We start from the raw sequence: 16,460 nt of genomic DNA, 5'->3' as shown, positions 1-16,460 counted from the left end.
ACGACACCGTAACGCGCCAGCGCCGTCTGAGCGTGGTCGGAATAGCTGATGCCTTTACGCGAAAGGTCGAGGTTCACTCAGCCGCAGCGGCAGCCGCAGCCGTCACATCCGGCCCGTTGGCGTCGCCTGGAGCGGTCTCGCTGCCAAGGTCCGGGAACGCGACGATGCGCTTTCCGGCAAAATCCGCATGGATGACGATCAACCCATGCTCCTCGAAGTAGCCGAGCAGACGGCGGGCCCGCCTTGCGGAGTGCGTGCCATAGGCGCGCGCGATCATCGCGTCGGAAGGGCACGGCAGGCCGCGGACGGCCGCCTGCGCCATCATCAGGAACACGGCCTGCAAGTCCTCGGTAACGCGATCGGCAAGCTGCAAGGCCTGCGCCCAGGTTTCTGTTGCCGCCGTCTCCGCGTCGATGCCGGAGCGCGCGACGGCCATCTTGCGGCGGAAGGCGCTCAGCGACAGGGCTGCACCGGATGGCAGCCGACGAATGCGGCATCGCACCAGAAAATCCTGGAACAGTTCTGCATCGGGGCGGAAGGCTGCTTCCGGATTGCTGAGGATTTCGACAAAGACGCTGTCGAGCAGGCTCTCTTTTTCCTCGGCGGAAAGTTCCGGCTGCGCCTGCCTTGCCTCGACCGGCGCGGCAGGCTCGGGCCGCGGGCGGGAGAGCTCGGCTAGGATGTCGGTCGTCGGGCGCGGCGGCGCAACGGCGCGGCGCATGATCGGCCGCGTCAGCTCCTCCGGATCCGGCGTGAAGATCAGATCCTCGACGTCCTGCGGCGCCTCGGGCAGCGGCATCAGCTTCGGGCTCGTCGAGCGCGCCGAGGTCTCGACCGCGCCGATCGTCACCTTGAGCGGCCGGCGCGACAGCGCCGGGCCAAGCGCCACGAAAGAACCGCGCTTGAGGTCGCGGAACATTTCCGCCGTGCGCCGGTCCATACCGAGCAGATCGGCTGCGCGCAGCATGTCGATGTCGAGGAAGGTGCGGCCCATCAGGAAGTTCGAGGCTTCCGCCGCCACGTTCTTGGCGAGCTTCGCCAGGCGCTGCGTGGCGATCACTCCGGCAAGGCCGCGTTTGCGGCCGCGGCACATCAGGTTGGTCATGGCGCCGAGCGAAATCTTGCGCACCTCTTCGGTGACGTCGCCGGCAACCGACGGCGCAAACATCTGCGCCTCGTCGACGACGACCAGCACCGGATACCAGAACTCGCGATCCGCATCGAACATAGCGTTCAGGAACACGCCGGCATTGCGCATCTGCTGCTCGATATCGAGACCTTCAAGCGAGAGCACGCAGGAAACACGATGCTGGCGGATGCGGTTGGCAATGCCGATCAGCTCGGCGTCGGTGCGCTCACCCTCGACAACCACATGGCCGAACTTGTCGGCGAGCGTGACGAAGTCGCCCTCGGGATCGATGATGCATTGCTGCACCCAGGGTGCGGACTGTTCCAGCAGCCGGCGCAACAGATGCGACTTGCCCGAACCGGAATTGCCCTGCACCAAGAGACGGGTGGCCAGAAGCTCCTCGATATCGAGCGAGGCCGATGTCCCTTCGGACGTCGCTCCCATGTCGATGCCGACCTTCATTTCCACCTCGTCATGTTAAATCTTACGCAGGTCCGGATGCGATACCGTTGCGCACTGTGCCTGAATACTCTTGATTGATTCGCGATCACGCGGAGACCGCCTATCGGGCGACACCTAGCACGGATTTCCCGGAAATCCTGCCGTCGGCGCACATAACCCACAGGGAATACGCTTTGGAAAGTCTCCTCGGAAAAGAACAAGTTGTAGACTCTGGATGTCACAATATAAAGTTGAATGTCGTACTTTTGCGAGAAGGCACGGACGCCCATATGCGATTTGGTCGAAGCGATTTGCCGGGGCAGGAATGCAGCACCACGAAACAGCGCAGCAGATGGAACTGAACAATCTCGATCGCCGTATGCGCCATGCTTACAAGGACACGCTACGGGTCGCCTCGAAAGACGACGCCGAACGCGCCAGCCGCATGCGCTTTCGCGCCGCCTGCGTGCTAGCTGTTCTGATCGGCCTGTTGCTGGCGATCTTCTTTTAAAGCGCCGTGCCGGCCATAGGAACGCATGAACAGGGCACTACCCGATCGCTTCGGCATGCCCTGCTCGCTTTTCCCCGATGGCATCAAGTGCCACCGTCAGGCCAAAGCCCTGCATCAGCCGCCGGGTGGCGAAATCCGGTCTGCCGGAGGTGAAGATCGCCGGGTCCTGGCCGTTCAGCGGCTCGAAGCCGTTCGGTTGCGGCACGAGCGAGCGCGCCCGTCTGGCAATCGCTTCGGCCGGATCCAGCCAGTCGACCGGCCAGGGTGCCAGCCTGCGGAAGACGTTCGCCATGAAGGGATAGTGCGTGCAGGCAAGCACGACGATATCGGTCTTCCTGCCGTCCATCTCGACGAAACACGGTGCGATCTCGGCTAGTACCGTTTCGTCGTCCAGTTTCTCGCCGCGGATATAGGCCTCCGCCATCTTGGCGAGGTTCTCGGAGCCGACGAGCCGCACATGGCATTGGCTGGCGAAGGACTGGATGAGATCGCGCGTATAGGCCCGCTTGACGGTACCCGGGGTTGCCAGCACCGAAACAAGGCCGGAGCGTGTGCGCTCTGCCGCCGGCTTGATCGCGGGCACCGTGCCGACAAAGGTCATCTGAGGAAAGGCCGCGCGAAGATCTGCGCCGACCAGCGTGAAGGCGGTGTTGCAGGCGATCACGCAAATTTCCGGATCATGCTCGGAAAGCAGCCGGCCGAAGAGCGCGATCACGCGCTCTTTCAGCGCCGCCTCTTCCCAGCCGCCATAGGGAAAGCCGGCATCGTCGGCGACATAGATGAAATGCCGCTCGGGCATCAGCACCCTCGCCTCACGCAGCACGGTCAAGCCACCGATGCCGCTGTCGAAGACGAGGATGGGTTTCAGTTCACTCGCTGTCACCTTTGTCTCGCGCTTTCCTGCTGTGTTCACCCGGAGCGCCGGAGCCGCGCGGGTTTTCCCGCGTGAACCGGTCGAGCGAAGAAATGACGCCGCGTAGCACCTGGATTTCGGATTCGGTAAAGGACGGCCTGGTCAGAACCGCGCGCAGGTTCTCGACCAATTTCGGCTTTTTGTCGGCGGAACGGAAGTAGTTGCGCGCCTCAAGCGCTTCCTCGACATGCTCGAACAGACCCTGCAGGTGTTCCTTGGTCGCCGGCCGCTGCTCGATCGCCTGGAACGAGGTCTGGTCCTCAGACTCCATGCCGGTCTTCAGCCACTCATAGGACATCAGAAGCACGGCCTGGGCGAGATTGAGCGAGGCGAAAGCGGGATTGACCGGAAAGGTCACAATCTCGTCGGCCAGAGCCACCTCTTCGTTGGTGAGGCCCGTGCGCTCGCGTCCGAACAGGATGCCGGTTTTCTCTCCGGTCTGGAAGCGCTGGCGGAGCGTGCGCGCCGCGACGATCGGCGAACGCACCGGCTTGTAGCCATCGCGGTCGCGGGCGGTCGTGGCATAGACGAAGTTGAGATCGGCGATCGCCTCTTCGACCGAACCATAGAGCTTGGCAGCGTCGATCACGTGGTCGGCACGGCTTGCGGCTGATCGTGCCTTTTCGCTCGGCCAGCCGTCGCGCGGATTGACGAGCCGAAGCTCTGCCAGGCCGAAATTCGCCATCGCGCGGGCGACCATACCAATATTTTCGCCGAGCTGCGGATAGGCGAGAATGATCGCCGGTCCTTCCGCCAGAAGTTCGCGCTCGCTGTTCGTTCCTGCCATTTCCTTAGCCTTCGCCTTTCGTTCGGCGTTTCCCTTGCACAAATGCCGGCGAAATTAAAGTCCACTACAAATGAAGCCGGTTGAGAGACACCCCGATCATTTCCAGACCAAGCTCCGCATCGTCCTTTGAAATCGGAAGGTGGCGATCGACCGGCGCACCGATCCGGCCGACCTGGTAGAAATAGGCCGAGGCCTTGTCGCGCACCGTCTGGACGAGCGCGAGATTGGCGTCGATGTCCGCTTTGAAATCGGTTCCTTCCAGCGCCGCATCCGTGCCGACACGCCGCGCGAAAACCCGTGCCCAGTAGGTGCACGCCATGAAGATCGCCAGCGCCTGGCGCACATGACCGGGACGCGTCACCAACTGCCAGGGAAGCCCGAGCGGCTTTGCGGCGGCGGCCAGGTCACGATAGGCGCGGTCGAGCGCCTGCGAGCGGGTAATGAGCACCAGACCCGATGCCCCGTCCCGCGCCGCCTGCAGCAGGCCCTTGAGTTCGTCGCACCAGGTTGCGACGGCGGCATCGAGCGTCGTGCGGGTGCGCGTCGGAAACACGACGAAGGCGACCGCCGCACCGGCGATCGAGCCTATCATGGTTTCCTCCAGGCGCAGTTGCAGCAGATGCGGGCTCAGCACGCCCATCAGGCTATAGACCAGCGACAGAACGACGGAGATGAAGAAGGTCATCGTCGCATAGGAGACGGCGAGGAAATAGAAGGCGAGAAAGACGCAAAGTGCGCTGAGCGGCAGCACCAGGTAGATATTGCCGGCTACCAGCGTGCCGACGATGATGCCGACCACAATGCCAAACAGGGTGCCGGCCGAGCGCTGCAGCGCCTTGACCGCCGTATCGCCGCGCGAGCGCGTGTTGGTGAAGACGAGAAACGCCGCAAGCACCGCCCAGAACCAACGTTCCCGCGACAGCATCAACCCGAACACCATGGCGATGCCCGAAGCGAGCGTGATCTGGATCGCCGCCTTCAAGGCGGGATCGTTCAGCGACGGCCTCCAGCGGGCGGCAACGCCGCTCAAGTGCAGTGGCGGCTCTTCCAGATCGGCCGGCGTCAGCTTTGCAAGGCTTCGGGCGAGCCTTTGCCGGACGTTGCGCAGCCACAGCAGCGCCTTCACCGTTTCTTCGCGGCGCGGAGCGGCATCGCCGAGCCGCGCGATCTCCGCGTCGATCCGCCCGCCGTCGCGCGCCACCATCGCCTCCACCAGTGCCGGCGGCGGCATCGATTGGAAGCTGACGACCATCACGCTTTCGGCCGCAAGATGCAGGTCGAAGAGGTTGATGACGAGGTCGGAGGTCGTAAGGCCGGGCTGCGGTTCCGGCCGCCGGTTTTCCGTCGGAATGAAGCTTTCGGCCATCAGCACCGCTTCCTTCAGCCGCTCTTCGGCCGCATGCAGCTGACGACGATCGGCCGGTGACAGAACGGGCTTGCGGGCGATCTCCGCCAGTTGCAGCAGCATCTGGTCTACGCGACGCTGCACGCTTGCGGTGGCGCGCAGGAGGTCGCGATAGCGATCATCCGGCAACAGCCGCGTGCGGACGAGATGCGCGACGGTGGCCGAGACGGCCGCTCCGAAGAACAGGGCCGGCAACTGGTCGAGCGTTGGCCTCAGATAGGCGCCGGTGAAATAGGACATGAAGGCGAACATGCCGACGGCAAAACCGCGGGGGCCGAAGGAGCGGCCATAGACCGCGAGAAAGATGATCAGCAGGAAGACGACGTCGGAAACGTAGCGGTGATTCTCGAGAACCGACGCAAGCCCCACCATCGAAACGCCGACGAGGACGGCGATGATGCGGGTGAGCCGCTGGCCGGCAATGGTGCGATCGCGCACCGCCAGTCCCCCTTCGATCGACAGCGACGCCGCAAGCCCGAAGGCGGCCGGCGGCAGCGGTGCGACGAGGTAATGAAACGCCATCAGCAGCAGGATGGAAACGACGATCGTCGCGGTGATGCGCGAGGCCTGCCGCAGGCGGGAGAAGGCCGGATCGTTGGCAAGAAGCCAATCGCGCATACGGGAACGAAGTGCCATCGGAAGCCTTTGCCTGTCCCGCGGCCGCCTGTGGACGCGCGCCGCTTTCGCCGGTTCTTCCTGCATAGCGGCAGACGCGATCTTTGCAAGGCCGGCGCGACGAAAGCAGGCGTCGAAAAGCGGTGGCGAAGAGCCGTCCGAGGTGCGTCTCCACCTCCATCCAAAGTTTCAGCCAAGCATGCTTTGCCTTGTCGGTTCTGAGTGCTATAGGGCACAGGATTTTTCAGAGAGGAAGGGACATCGCTCCCGCTGTCCCGCATAAGCTACGAGGCATATTCATGGCAAAGATCAAGGTCGCCAATCCGGTCGTCGAACTCGACGGCGATGAGATGACCCGCATCATCTGGCAGTTCATCAAGGACAAGCTGATCCATCCCTACCTCGACGTCGATCTGGAATATTACGACCTCAGCGTCGAAAACCGCGATGCTACTGAAGACCAGGTAACGATCGACGCCGCCAACGCGATCAAGAAGCACGGCGTCGGCGTCAAGTGCGCCACGATCACGCCGGATGAAGCCCGCGTCGAGGAGTTCAAGCTGAAGAAGATGTGGAAGTCGCCGAACGGCACGATCCGCAACATCCTCGGCGGCGTCATCTTCCGCGAGCCGATCATCTGCAAGAACGTTCCGCGCCTGGTTCCGGGCTGGACCAAGCCGATCATCGTCGGCCGTCACGCCTTCGGCGACCAGTACCGCGCCACCGACTTCAAGTTCCCGGGCAAGGGCAAGCTGACGATGAAGTTCGTCGGTGAAGACGGCAAGGAAATCGAATACGACGTCTTCGACGCACCGTCGGCCGGCGTTGCCATGGGTATGTACAACCTGGACGATTCGATCACCGAATTCGCGCGCGCGTCGTTCAACTACGGTATCCAGCGCAAGGTTCCGGTGTACCTGTCGACCAAGAACACCATCCTCAAGGTCTATGACGGTCGCTTCAAGGACATCTTCCAGCAGGTGTTCGACGCCGAATTCGCCGAGAAGTTCAAGGAACTGAAGATCTGGTACGAACACCGCCTGATCGACGACATGGTCGCTTCGGCCCTGAAGTGGTCCGGCGGCTACGTCTGGGCGTGCAAGAACTACGACGGCGACGTGCAGTCGGACATCGTCGCCCAGGGCTTCGGCTCGCTCGGCCTGATGACTTCGGTTCTGATGACGCCGGATGGCAAGACGGTCGAAGCCGAAGCCGCGCACGGCACGGTTACCCGCCACTACCGCCAGCACCAGAAGGGCGAAGAAACCTCGACCAACTCGATCGCCTCGATCTTTGCCTGGACCCGTGGTCTCGCTCATCGCGCCAAGCTCGACGGCAATTCCGAACTCGCAAAGTTCTCCGAAACGCTTGAGAAGGTCTGCGTCGACACCGTCGAAGCCGGCTTCATGACCAAGGACCTGGCGCTCCTCATCGGTCCCGATCAGCCGTGGCTCTCGACCACCGGCTTCCTCGACAAGATCGACGAGAACCTGCAGAAGGCCATGGCTGCCTGATAGGCTCCAGTCGAAGAGACAACGAAACCCGGCCTCGCGCCGGGTTTCTTTTTTGGACCAATGAAAATTCCGGAACGCGGATCGGCGCCGGACTGCAGCCGGTACTCGCACGACTTCAAGGCGAGCGCGGCCATGCTACCGGCAGCGACTGCTAGAACATGTCGCGGCTGCTGCTGCGCGGATCGTCGCTGACGATATGCGGGTCGTAGATCCCGCCTCTCGCGCTCCGGCGCCATGGCCGGGCCGGATCGACGGGGTCCCTGCCGATATCCGCCACGACGATCGATGGTCCAGCCCCGCTGCATCGGACCGCCCATTGCCCGTCGGGCGAAACAATCCCTGAAGGAGCCGTCAGGCCGGGCTGCGCGAGAACCGCAAAACTCGCCCAATATCGATTGATCGAAGCATGCCCCTGCACCTCGGCGGCAAAGGCAATGTCGTTCGCCAGAGCGCCGCCGGAGGTCGAAAACAGCACGCAATCGACGTTCAGCTGTTCGTATTCGCCGAAAATCTCGGGAAAGTGGCACTCGATGCCGAGCGCGCAGCCGAAGCGGACGCCGTCGACCTCGAACGTCAAAGGGATCGTTCCGGGCGTGTACATGAACGAGACCTTGGTGTTCGACAGCATGCGCTCGTCGTAGCGCGTCGCGACCGCCCCCTTGTCCGAGATCACATAGAGGCTGTTGTGCGGGCGATGCGGTTCGGTGAGCTTGTGAACGGATCCAAGGACCGTCCATAGGCCGAGGTCCCGCGCCAACGTCCGCATGGCATCAAGCTCTTTGCGCAGAACCGTCCACTCGAAACGGCGCCAATCGGACGGGCCTATTTCGCGCGGACCGATCGTCGACATGATGCGCTTGTTCGGAAAGCACGTCGCGCCCTCGGGGAAATGCAGCACCCGCGCCCCGGCCCGATGCGCCTCCCGCATCAGGTGTCGGATCCCTTCGCCGGCATGGTGAAGGGCCGCCGCATCGCGGGGATCGTCGAAATAGCCGGATTGCGCCACGGCCAGGCGCAGCAATCTTGGTTGCGCCACCAAGTCTTCCGCCCACGCCTGGCGAAGATGCATGAGTGCAGTTGTATAGGATTCGCCGGTCTTGGCGGCACGGGCGCGAACACGCCGTTTGAAATTTCGGTTTTCAGTCATCACAGGGCCTTTCGCGTCTCGGGCAAGTTCCCCAGCAACCGGACCCGAAACGGTGGGACCGAGATTGCGACCCGAGACTGAAGTCCCTTTGCCTCCGTGAAAGGATCGTGCTGGGGACGATCTTTGGAGGTTCGGCGCAGGCCACGCCGAACCAAAAGGTGCCGCTCGGACACTGATTCGTCAATTGCGGGTGTGTGCTCGGGTGTCTGTCACTTCAAAGGCAGATAGATCTCGCTCAAGAGTTCGGTCGGCGCAACTTCGCGGGGATTGTTGAGATATTTCTCGAACATCAGGCTGTCGCGGATATCGCGGCCGGACTGCGGCAGCCATGTGCCGTAGAGCCATTGGTAGGCCTTCGGCATATCCGCGTAAGGGCCTTTGTGGCGAAGCACCGCATAGCGGCCGCCGTCGAGATGCTGCGGGGTCAACGGCGCCTCCGCCGGCATCGGTCCGCGCGCGCTGACGCAGGCAAAGGAGCGCAGTTTTTCCGCCGGCACCAGTTCCGGATCGTCGAGGTAGATGCCGATCATCTCCATGTCCGGCCGGAACAATTGTCGTGAAAAGAGGGTGCCATAGAGCGTCTCGAACGCCTTGCCGATCTCCATATAGGAGCCGGTGTGGGCGACGCCGACGAGGTCGAAGGCTTCGACGTCCTTCAGGGTGACTTCATACATGTCTGGAATTCCTTCCGTTGAAGCGGTTTCAAAGGCGACATGGCTCCCCTCCTTGCGGTATCGCGCCGGCGGCAGCCCATAGGCGGCCTTGAAGGTGCGGTTGAAGGATTGCAGATTGGGATAGCCAGAGCGCTGCGCGATCGTTTCGACAGGAAGATCGGTCTGGGCGAGATCGGCCGCTGCCCGCTGCAGCCGCAGCCGCTTCACCGTTCCTGCCAGCGTCTCGCGGTGAACGGCCCGGTAGATCCGGTGCCAATGGTGCGGCGACAGACAGGCAATCTCGGAAAGGCGATCAAGGTCGAGATCGCTGTCGAGATGACCGTAGATGTAGTCGCTGACCCGGTGCAGACGCCGTTCATAGGTCGCCCACGCTACCCGCTCTTCCATGTCCAACCTTTCGCGCTTTGCTCACGGATGGGTAGACCATAGATCAATTTGACAAATCCTGCGGAGTTGCGGGCGTGCTTCGACTGAGATTTGTACGAGCCTTCCGCGATACAGGACCCCAGAACGGTGCCTTGGCCAGCAATCACGTTTCGGTTTGACCGTCCGAGGCGCCGAGGCTCTGTTCGTGTGGGCTGGTGATCCGGCGGGGTATGACACGCACGACCGGAGGGGGCTCGCGGGACCGCGAGCGTGAAGCTACACAAGCCCTGCCCGATGCAAACAAAAAGGGCGCCGCAACGGACGCCCCTTTTCCTATTCTGCTGCGGGTACCAATCAGCCGGCGAGTGCGACGGCAACCGCTTCGATCGCTTCGGCCGCCTTGTCGCCATCCGGACCGCCGGCCTGGGCCATGTCGGGACGGCCGCCGCCGCCCTTTCCGCCGAGAGCGGCGGATGCGACGCGAACGAGGTCAACGGCGCTGAGCTTGGAGGTCAAGTCGTCGGTCACGGCAACGACCGCGCTTGCCTTGCCATCGCCGGAAACACCGACGAAGGCAACGACGCCGGAGCCGAGGCTCTTCTTGCCGTCATCGGCCAGGCTCTTCAGATCCTTGGGCTCGACGCCCGAAACGACCTTGCCGAGGAAGCGAACGCCGGCGATTTCGCGGGCGGCATCGGCCGAACCCGCTTCGCCGCCACCACCGAGTGCCAGCTTCTTCTTGGCCTCAGTCAGCTCGCGTTCCAGCTTGCGGCGCTCGTCGAGCAGCGCCTCGACGCGGCCGAGCACGTCGCCCGGCTGAACCTTCAGCGTGTTGGCGAGCGTCTTCACGCGCTCGTCCTGCTCGTTCAGATAAGCGCGTGCCGCTTCACCGGTCAGCGCCTCGAGGCGACGAACGCCGGCGCCGACGGCGCTTTCCGAGACGACGCGCACCAGGCCGATGTCACCGGTGGCAGACACGTGCGTGCCGCCGCAGAGTTCGACGGAATAAGCGCGGTTGGCCTTGGAGCCGTGAATGCCGCGGCCCATCGAGACGACGCGAACCTCATCGCCGTACTTCTCGCCGAAGAGCGCCATCGCACCTTCGGCAATCGCATCATCGACGCTCATCAGGCGCGTGGTCACCGGCGTGTTCTGGACGATGATCTCGTTGGCCATCTCTTCAACGACCTTCAGCTCCTCGGCCGTCATCGGCTTCGGATGAGAAACGTCAAAGCGCAGGCGTTCCGGCGCTACCAGCGAGCCCTTCTGGGCCACGTGGGTGCCGAGCACTTCGCGAAGCGCCTCATGCAGCAGGTGCGTTGCCGAATGGTTGGCGCGCAGGCGCGAGCGGCGGGCGTGATCGACGTCGAGCTGGGCGGCTTCGCCGGTCTTGACCGTGCCTTCGGCCACGGTCGCGAAGTGGACGAAGAGCCCCTCGCCGCGCTTCTGCGTGTCGGTGACGGTGAGCTTGCCGCTTTCCGTCGTGATCGTGCCGGTATCGCCCATCTGGCCGCCCGACTCGCCGTAGAACGGCGTCTGGTTGAGCACCACCTGGACGGTGTCGCCCTTGGCGGCGGTTGCTACGACAGCGCCATCGCGCACGATCGCCTGGATCACGCCCTCGGCGGTCTCGGTGTCATAGCCGAGGAAATCGGTCGCGCCGTGCTTTTCCTTGAGCTCGAACCAGATGGTCTCGGTCGCAGCTTCACCGGAACCGGCCCAGTTGGCGCGGGCTTCGGCCTTCTGGCGCTCCATGGCAACCGAGAAGGCGTCGGTATCGACGGTGATACCCTTGGCGCGCAGCGCGTCCTGGGTCAGGTCGAGCGGGAAGCCGTAGGTGTCGTAGAGCTTGAAGGCGGTTTCACCGTTGAACTGGTCGCCTTCAGACAGATCGGCAGATGCGTCGGACAGCAGATTGAGACCGCGCTCCAGCGTCTTGCGGAAACGGGTTTCCTCAAGCTTCAGCGTCTCGGAGATCAGCGCTTCCGCGCGCACCAGTTCCGGATAGGCGCGGCCCATCTGGCCGACGAGTGCCGGCAAGAGCTTCCACATCAACGGATCCTGGGCGCCCAGCAGCTGCGCGTGACGCATCGCACGACGCATGATGCGGCGAAGCACGTAGCCGCGGCCTTCGTTCGACGGCAGCACGCCGTCGGCGATCAGGAAGGCGGACGAACGCAGGTGGTCGGCAATGACGCGATGGCTGGCGCGACGGTCGCCCTCAGCCTTGACGCCGGTCGCTTCTTCCGAAGCCGCGATCAGCGCGCGGAAGAGGTCGATGTCGTAGTTGTCGTGCTCGCCCTGGAGAACGGCTGCGAGACGCTCGAGGCCCATGCCGGTATCGATCGACGGACGCGGTAGGTTGACCCGCTCTTCCTTGGTGATCTGCTCGTACTGCATGAAGACGAGGTTCCAGATCTCAATGAAGCGGTCGCCGTCTTCGTCGGCCGAGCCCGGAGGTCCGCCCCAGATATGGTCGCCGTGGTCGTAGAAGATTTCCGAGCACGGGCCGCAGGGGCCGGTATCGCCCATGGCCCAGAAGTTGTCACTGGTCGGGATGCGGATGATGCGGTCGTCGGAGAAACCGGCGATCTTCTTCCAGAGATCGAAGGCCTCGTCGTCGGTGTGGTAGACCGTGACCAGCAGGCGCTTGGCGTCGAGGCCATACTCCTTGGTGATCAGGTTCCAGGCGAGCTCGATCGCGTTCTCCTTGAAGTAATCGCCGAAGGAGAAGTTGCCGAGCATTTCGAAGAAGGTGTGGTGACGCGCGGTGTAGCCGACATTGTCGAGGTCGTTGTGCTTGCCGCCGGCGCGAACGCACTTCTGCGCCGTAACGGCCGTCGAATAGGGACGCTGCTCCAGGCCGGTGAAGACGTTCTTGAACTGCACCATGCCGGCATTGGTGAACATCAATGTCGGGTCATTGCGCGGCACCAACGGGCTCGACGACACGACCTCGTGACCGTTCCTGCGGAAATAGTCGAGAAAGGTCGACCGGATTTCATTCACGCCGCTCATCTTGCGTCCTATTCTTAAGCACCAAATCCGGCCCGGGTACGGCCCATGCCGCGCCACTAAGCCATTGTCCCTAAACCCTGCGGCCACCCGTGGTGACCGCACCCTCCAACGCGCTGGGTCGCCGGAACCAAAGGCTTTTATCGCTCACATATCCGACTGTCCAGACGCCAGCAAAAAACCGGCCGCCCACGGGACGACCGGTTTTCTGGTAACCTCAGTGGGCCGAGCGGCTTATGCTTCCGGCGGCTCGTCACCGTCGTCCGCTTCCGGACCGCCATTCTCGAGGAACCGATCAGCGATCAGGCCGGCGTTCTGGCGCAGCGCCGTCTCGATTTCGCGCGCGAGATCCGGATTGTCGCGCAGGAACGTCTTGGCGTTCTCGCGGCCCTGGCCGAGACGCTGGCTGTTGTAGGAGAACCAGGCGCCAGACTTTTCGACGATGCCGGCCTTGACGCCGAGGTCGACCAGTTCGCCGGTCTTCGATACGCCCTCGCCATACATGATGTCGAATTCGACCTGCTTGAAGGGAGGCGCCATCTTGTTCTTGACGACCTTGACGCGGGTCTGGTTGCCGACGACCTCTTCGCGCTCCTTGACCGAGCCGATGCGGCGGATGTCGAGGCGAACCGAGGCGTAGAACTTCAGCGCGTTGCCGCCGGTGGTGGTTTCCGGCGAACCGAACATGACGCCGATCTTCATGCGGATCTGGTTGATGAAGATGACCATGCAGTTCGACTTGGAGATCGACGCCGTCAGCTTGCGCAGCGCCTGGCTCATCAGGCGGGCCTGCATGCCCGGCAGGCTGTCGCCCATTTCGCCTTCGATTTCGGCGCGCGGCACAAGTGCGGCAACCGAGTCGACGACGAGAACGTCGATCGCGCCGGAGCGCACCAGTGTGTCGGTGATTTCCAGAGCCTGCTCGCCGGTGTCGGGCTGCGAGATCAAGAGGTTTTCGAGATCGACGCCGAGCTTACGGGCATAAACCGGGTCAAGCGCGTGTTCAGCATCGACGAAGGCGCAGATGCCGCCCTTCTTCTGTGCTTCGGCGACGGTCTGCAGCGCCAGCGTCGTCTTACCCGAGCTTTCCGGGCCGTAAATTTCAACGATGCGGCCCTTCGGCAGGCCGCCAATGCCGAGCGCGATGTCGAGGCTGAGAGAGCCGGTCGAAACCGTCTCGATCTCAATGATGCTGTCCTTCCCACCGAGCTTCATGATCGATCCCTTACCGAACGAACGTTCGATCTGGGAAAGTGCCGCTTCAAGTGCCTTGCTTTTATCCACCGATTTGTCCTCTACGAGCCGCAAAGAGTTTTGTGCCATTTGGTCCACCTTTAGGTTATTGAAGCTACCGAGGCAATGAAGCCGCCGCAGGAGTTTTTGTACATGTTTTGTTCCGTATTTGCAAGAGCGCGACAACACATTGAAAAACAATAGCTTTTCACGATACGTTCGATTCTTGTTCACGGAACGAAACCAGAGTTTTCGAATGTTGGCGCCAGCCCTTCGAACCTGCCCGGCAGGGCTCGGCCGATTCGCCTGCGCATGAGACTTTGGACAGGTCGGGCGCGTGGCGATTTGCGACGCGGCATTGCAGGATGCCAATAGATATTCGGCCGATCGGCCAAGCAGAGGAACATTCATGACGCAAGCTGACATCGCCGTTTTCGGTGGCGCGCATATCGACAGGCGCGGCCGTATATCGGGAACGACAGCGCCCGGGTCGAGCAATCCGGGAAGCTGGTTCGAAGAAGCGGGCGGCGGTGGTTTCAATGCCGCGCGCAACCTGGCGCGGCTTGGCCACAGCGTGCGCATGATCAGCACCCGCGGCGGTGATGCGGCCGGCGAGATGGTGACCGTAGCCGCGGCCGCCGCTGGCGTCATCGACAGTCCCCTCACCTTTCTTGACCGCCAGACGCCGAGCTATACGGCGATCCTCGAAAACGACGGCAATCTGGTGATTGCGCTCGCCGACATGGAACTCTACCGGCTGTTCTCGCCACGGCAGTTGCAGCGGCGGGCGCTCCGCGAGGTCATCGCCGCGAGCAAGCTGGTGCTGACCGATGCCAACCTGCCGGAAGAAACGATCGCCGCACTTGCCCAGTCGGCTGCCGGCAACGGCCGCCTCGTCGCCGGCATCGCTGTTTCGCCGGCCAAGGTCATCCGCTACCGGCCGTGCCTCTCGCATCTCTCGTTCCTGTTCATGAACGAATCCGAGGCGCGGGCGCTGACCGGCAAGGAGGCGGCCGAGGCGGAAGAATGGCCGGCCCTGTTGCGCGGTCTCGGCATCAACGGAGGCGTCGTGACCCGGGGCGGCCGTACGGTCGTTGCCTTCGAGGGCGACAGCGCCTGTGTCGTCGTGCCGCCGGCCCTGCCCGCCCTTGCCGACGTCACCGGCGCCGGCGACGCGCTCGCCTCCGGCTTCCTTTCCGCCCGCCTTGCCGGCCGCAACATCGCCGATTGCCTGCGGCACGGCATCGCAGCCGCCGGTTTGACGTTGCGTTCTCCCTTGGCCGCATCCGAAGAGATGTCCGCGGCCAATCTCGAACAGGCGCTGGCCCTTGTGCCCACGCCCCAAATGCTGTCATGACATTTGCCAGCAGAACTCCCAAGGAAAGACCATGACCAAACCCGCTTCCCCCTTCCTGCCGATGGAATATTCCGACGAGGTCGCAGCCGCCAAGGCGCGTGGCGCGCCGATCGTGGCGCTGGAATCGACCATCATCACCCATGGCATGCCCTACCCGGGCAACCTGAACATGGCCCGCAGCGTTGAAGCGATCATCCGGGAACAGGGTGCCGTGCCGGCGACCATCGCCGTCATTCATGGCGTACTGCATATCGGCCTTGACGATGCCAAGCTCGAAGAACTGGCCAAGACCCAGGGCGCGATGAAGGTCTCGCGCGCCGATCTCGCTTTCGCGATCGCCGAGCGCCGCACCGGCGCGACGACCGTCGCCGCGACGATGATCGCTGCTGCCCGCGCCGGCATCCGCGTCTTTGCGACCGGCGGCATCGGCGGCGTGCACCGTGGCGCCGAGCTCTCCTTTGACATCTCCGCCGACCTCGATGAACTCGCCCGCACCGGTGTCATCGTCGTCTGCGCCGGCGCGAAGGCGATCCTCGACATTCCGAAGACACTCGAAGTGCTCGAGACCCGCGGCGTTCCGGTCGTCACCTATGACAGCGAAATCTTCCCGGCCTTCTGGTCGCGCGACAGCGGCCTCAAGAGCCCGCTGATGCTGAATAGCCCGGCCGCGATCGCCAACTTCCAGACCATGCGCGAGCTGCTCGGCGTCGAAGGCGGCATGCTGGTTGCCAATCCGGTTCCGGAAGCTGCCGAGATCCCGCGCGAAGAGATGGAAATCTATATCGCCCGCGCGCTCGACAATGCCGAGAACGACGAGATCACCGGCAAGGCGGTCACGCCCTATCTGCTCAGCAACCTCTTCGAAATGACCGAGGGCCGCAGCCTCGAGACCAACATCGCGCTGGTCGAGAACAATGCCCGGCTTGCCGGCGAGATCGCCGTCGCGTTGAACGTGAAGTAATCCGGTAAGAAACGGCGAGAAATAGAGAAGCCCGGCCCGCAAGCGCCGGGCTTTTTACATTGGCGAAGGCTGACGATGCGTTGGAAGTTTGATCAAGCACCTGATGTTGCCTGCGTTACCTGCCGCTCGGTGCTCGCGGGGCACCCGGTTCTCGTCGCAACACATCATGAAGACGATCATTCATGGGCGTTTACAGATGGCGCACCGATCGACATGGCGAAAGTGCTGGTGGTCGCGATGGCGGAGGTCGTCGAGCGCCACATCGACCTTAACGAGATCGCCGATCTTCCTCCCGGCTGGTCGGCAACACGCGCCTCGGCCAATGGGCCTTGGTCAAGGCAGCAGAACGACTAGGGGCGGAAGCCTAACGTACCCAGCGCCGGACCCCGGTC

13 protein-coding genes are annotated in these 16,460 nt (G+C 63.2%); 5 read left to right on the top strand and 8 right to left on the bottom strand.

The window, feature by feature from the left end:
* Window positions 1-73 precede the first annotated feature (73 nt).
* Entirely contained in the window at window positions 74-1,591 is a 1,518-nt protein-coding gene (locus OVA00_RS29135; RefSeq protein WP_034794538.1) for an ATP-binding protein, read from the bottom strand.
* A gap of 304 nt (window positions 1,592-1,895) precedes the next feature.
* On the opposite strand from OVA00_RS29135, the gene OVA00_RS29130 reads away from it, so the two are divergent.
* Window positions 1,896-2,081, top strand: coding sequence for a hypothetical protein (locus OVA00_RS29130; protein ID WP_268090121.1), 186 nt, complete (start codon window positions 1,896-1,898; stop codon window positions 2,079-2,081).
* A gap of 37 nt (window positions 2,082-2,118) precedes the next feature.
* Here OVA00_RS29130 and murI read toward each other — a convergent pair whose 3' ends face one another.
* The 3 genes from murI to OVA00_RS29115 form a co-directional block, all read right to left on the bottom strand.
* A complete protein-coding gene (gene murI, locus OVA00_RS29125; protein ID WP_060600753.1) occupies window positions 2,119-2,964 on the bottom strand; it encodes a glutamate racemase in 846 nt (281 codons plus the stop codon).
* Window positions 2,951-3,781, bottom strand: coding sequence for an RNA methyltransferase (locus OVA00_RS29120; protein WP_060520734.1), 831 nt, complete (start codon window positions 3,779-3,781; stop codon window positions 2,951-2,953). The genes murI and OVA00_RS29120 overlap by 14 nt, the downstream gene beginning before the upstream one ends.
* Before the next feature lie 64 nt (window positions 3,782-3,845).
* Window positions 3,846-5,822: an FUSC family protein gene (locus OVA00_RS29115; RefSeq protein ID WP_060520789.1), complete on the bottom strand. Its 1,977-nt coding sequence runs from the start codon at window positions 5,820-5,822 to the stop codon at window positions 3,846-3,848.
* A gap of 278 nt (window positions 5,823-6,100) precedes the next feature.
* Between OVA00_RS29115 and OVA00_RS29110 the strand changes: the two genes are divergently transcribed.
* Window positions 6,101-7,315 (top strand): NADP-dependent isocitrate dehydrogenase, encoded by a 1,215-nt coding sequence (locus OVA00_RS29110; RefSeq protein ID WP_090293862.1) that lies wholly within the window; start codon window positions 6,101-6,103, stop codon window positions 7,313-7,315.
* 151 nt (window positions 7,316-7,466) lie between these two features.
* On the opposite strand, the gene OVA00_RS29105 is transcribed toward OVA00_RS29110, so the two are convergent.
* The 4 genes from OVA00_RS29105 to recA all read right to left on the bottom strand — a co-directional run bounded on the left by OVA00_RS29105 (window position 7,467) and on the right by recA (window position 13,840).
* Entirely contained in the window at window positions 7,467-8,462 is a 996-nt protein-coding gene (locus tag OVA00_RS29105) for a carbon-nitrogen hydrolase family protein (RefSeq protein WP_268090118.1), read from the bottom strand.
* Window positions 8,463-8,671: 209 nt separating this feature from the next.
* Window positions 8,672-9,523, bottom strand: coding sequence for an AraC family transcriptional regulator (locus OVA00_RS29100; protein ID WP_113188717.1), 852 nt, complete (start codon window positions 9,521-9,523; stop codon window positions 8,672-8,674).
* 333 nt (window positions 9,524-9,856) lie between these two features.
* Complete coding sequence (gene alaS, locus OVA00_RS29095; protein WP_060585071.1) at window positions 9,857-12,520, bottom strand: alanine--tRNA ligase; 2,664 nt, start codon at window positions 12,518-12,520, stop codon at window positions 9,857-9,859.
* Window positions 12,521-12,751: 231 nt separating this feature from the next.
* Window positions 12,752-13,840 carry a recombinase RecA gene (gene recA, locus OVA00_RS29090; RefSeq protein WP_043614579.1) on the bottom strand — a complete coding sequence of 363 codons (1,089 nt, stop codon included), beginning with the start codon at window positions 13,838-13,840 and terminating at the stop codon, window positions 12,752-12,754.
* A 319-nt stretch (window positions 13,841-14,159) separates the two neighbouring features.
* Between recA and OVA00_RS29085 the strand changes: the two genes are divergently transcribed.
* From OVA00_RS29085 to OVA00_RS29075, 3 genes are all read left to right on the top strand, one after another.
* Window positions 14,160-15,107 (top strand): carbohydrate kinase family protein, encoded by a 948-nt coding sequence (locus OVA00_RS29085; RefSeq protein WP_060585069.1) that lies wholly within the window; start codon window positions 14,160-14,162, stop codon window positions 15,105-15,107.
* Window positions 15,108-15,138: 31 nt separating this feature from the next.
* Window positions 15,139-16,068 carry a pseudouridine-5'-phosphate glycosidase gene (locus OVA00_RS29080; RefSeq protein WP_034794581.1) on the top strand — a complete coding sequence of 310 codons (930 nt, stop codon included), beginning with the start codon at window positions 15,139-15,141 and terminating at the stop codon, window positions 16,066-16,068.
* Between the two features lie 75 nt (window positions 16,069-16,143).
* Window positions 16,144-16,422: a hypothetical protein gene (locus tag OVA00_RS29075; protein ID WP_268090115.1), complete on the top strand. Its 279-nt coding sequence runs from the start codon at window positions 16,144-16,146 to the stop codon at window positions 16,420-16,422.
* Window positions 16,423-16,460: the final 38 nt, after the last annotated feature.

Source organism: Ensifer sp. SL37 (assembly GCF_026672675.1).
Lineage (GTDB): Bacteria > Pseudomonadota > Alphaproteobacteria > Rhizobiales > Rhizobiaceae > Ensifer > Ensifer adhaerens.
Note: the sequence above shows the minus strand (reverse complement) of the source record. Positions and strands in the feature narration are given on the sequence as shown.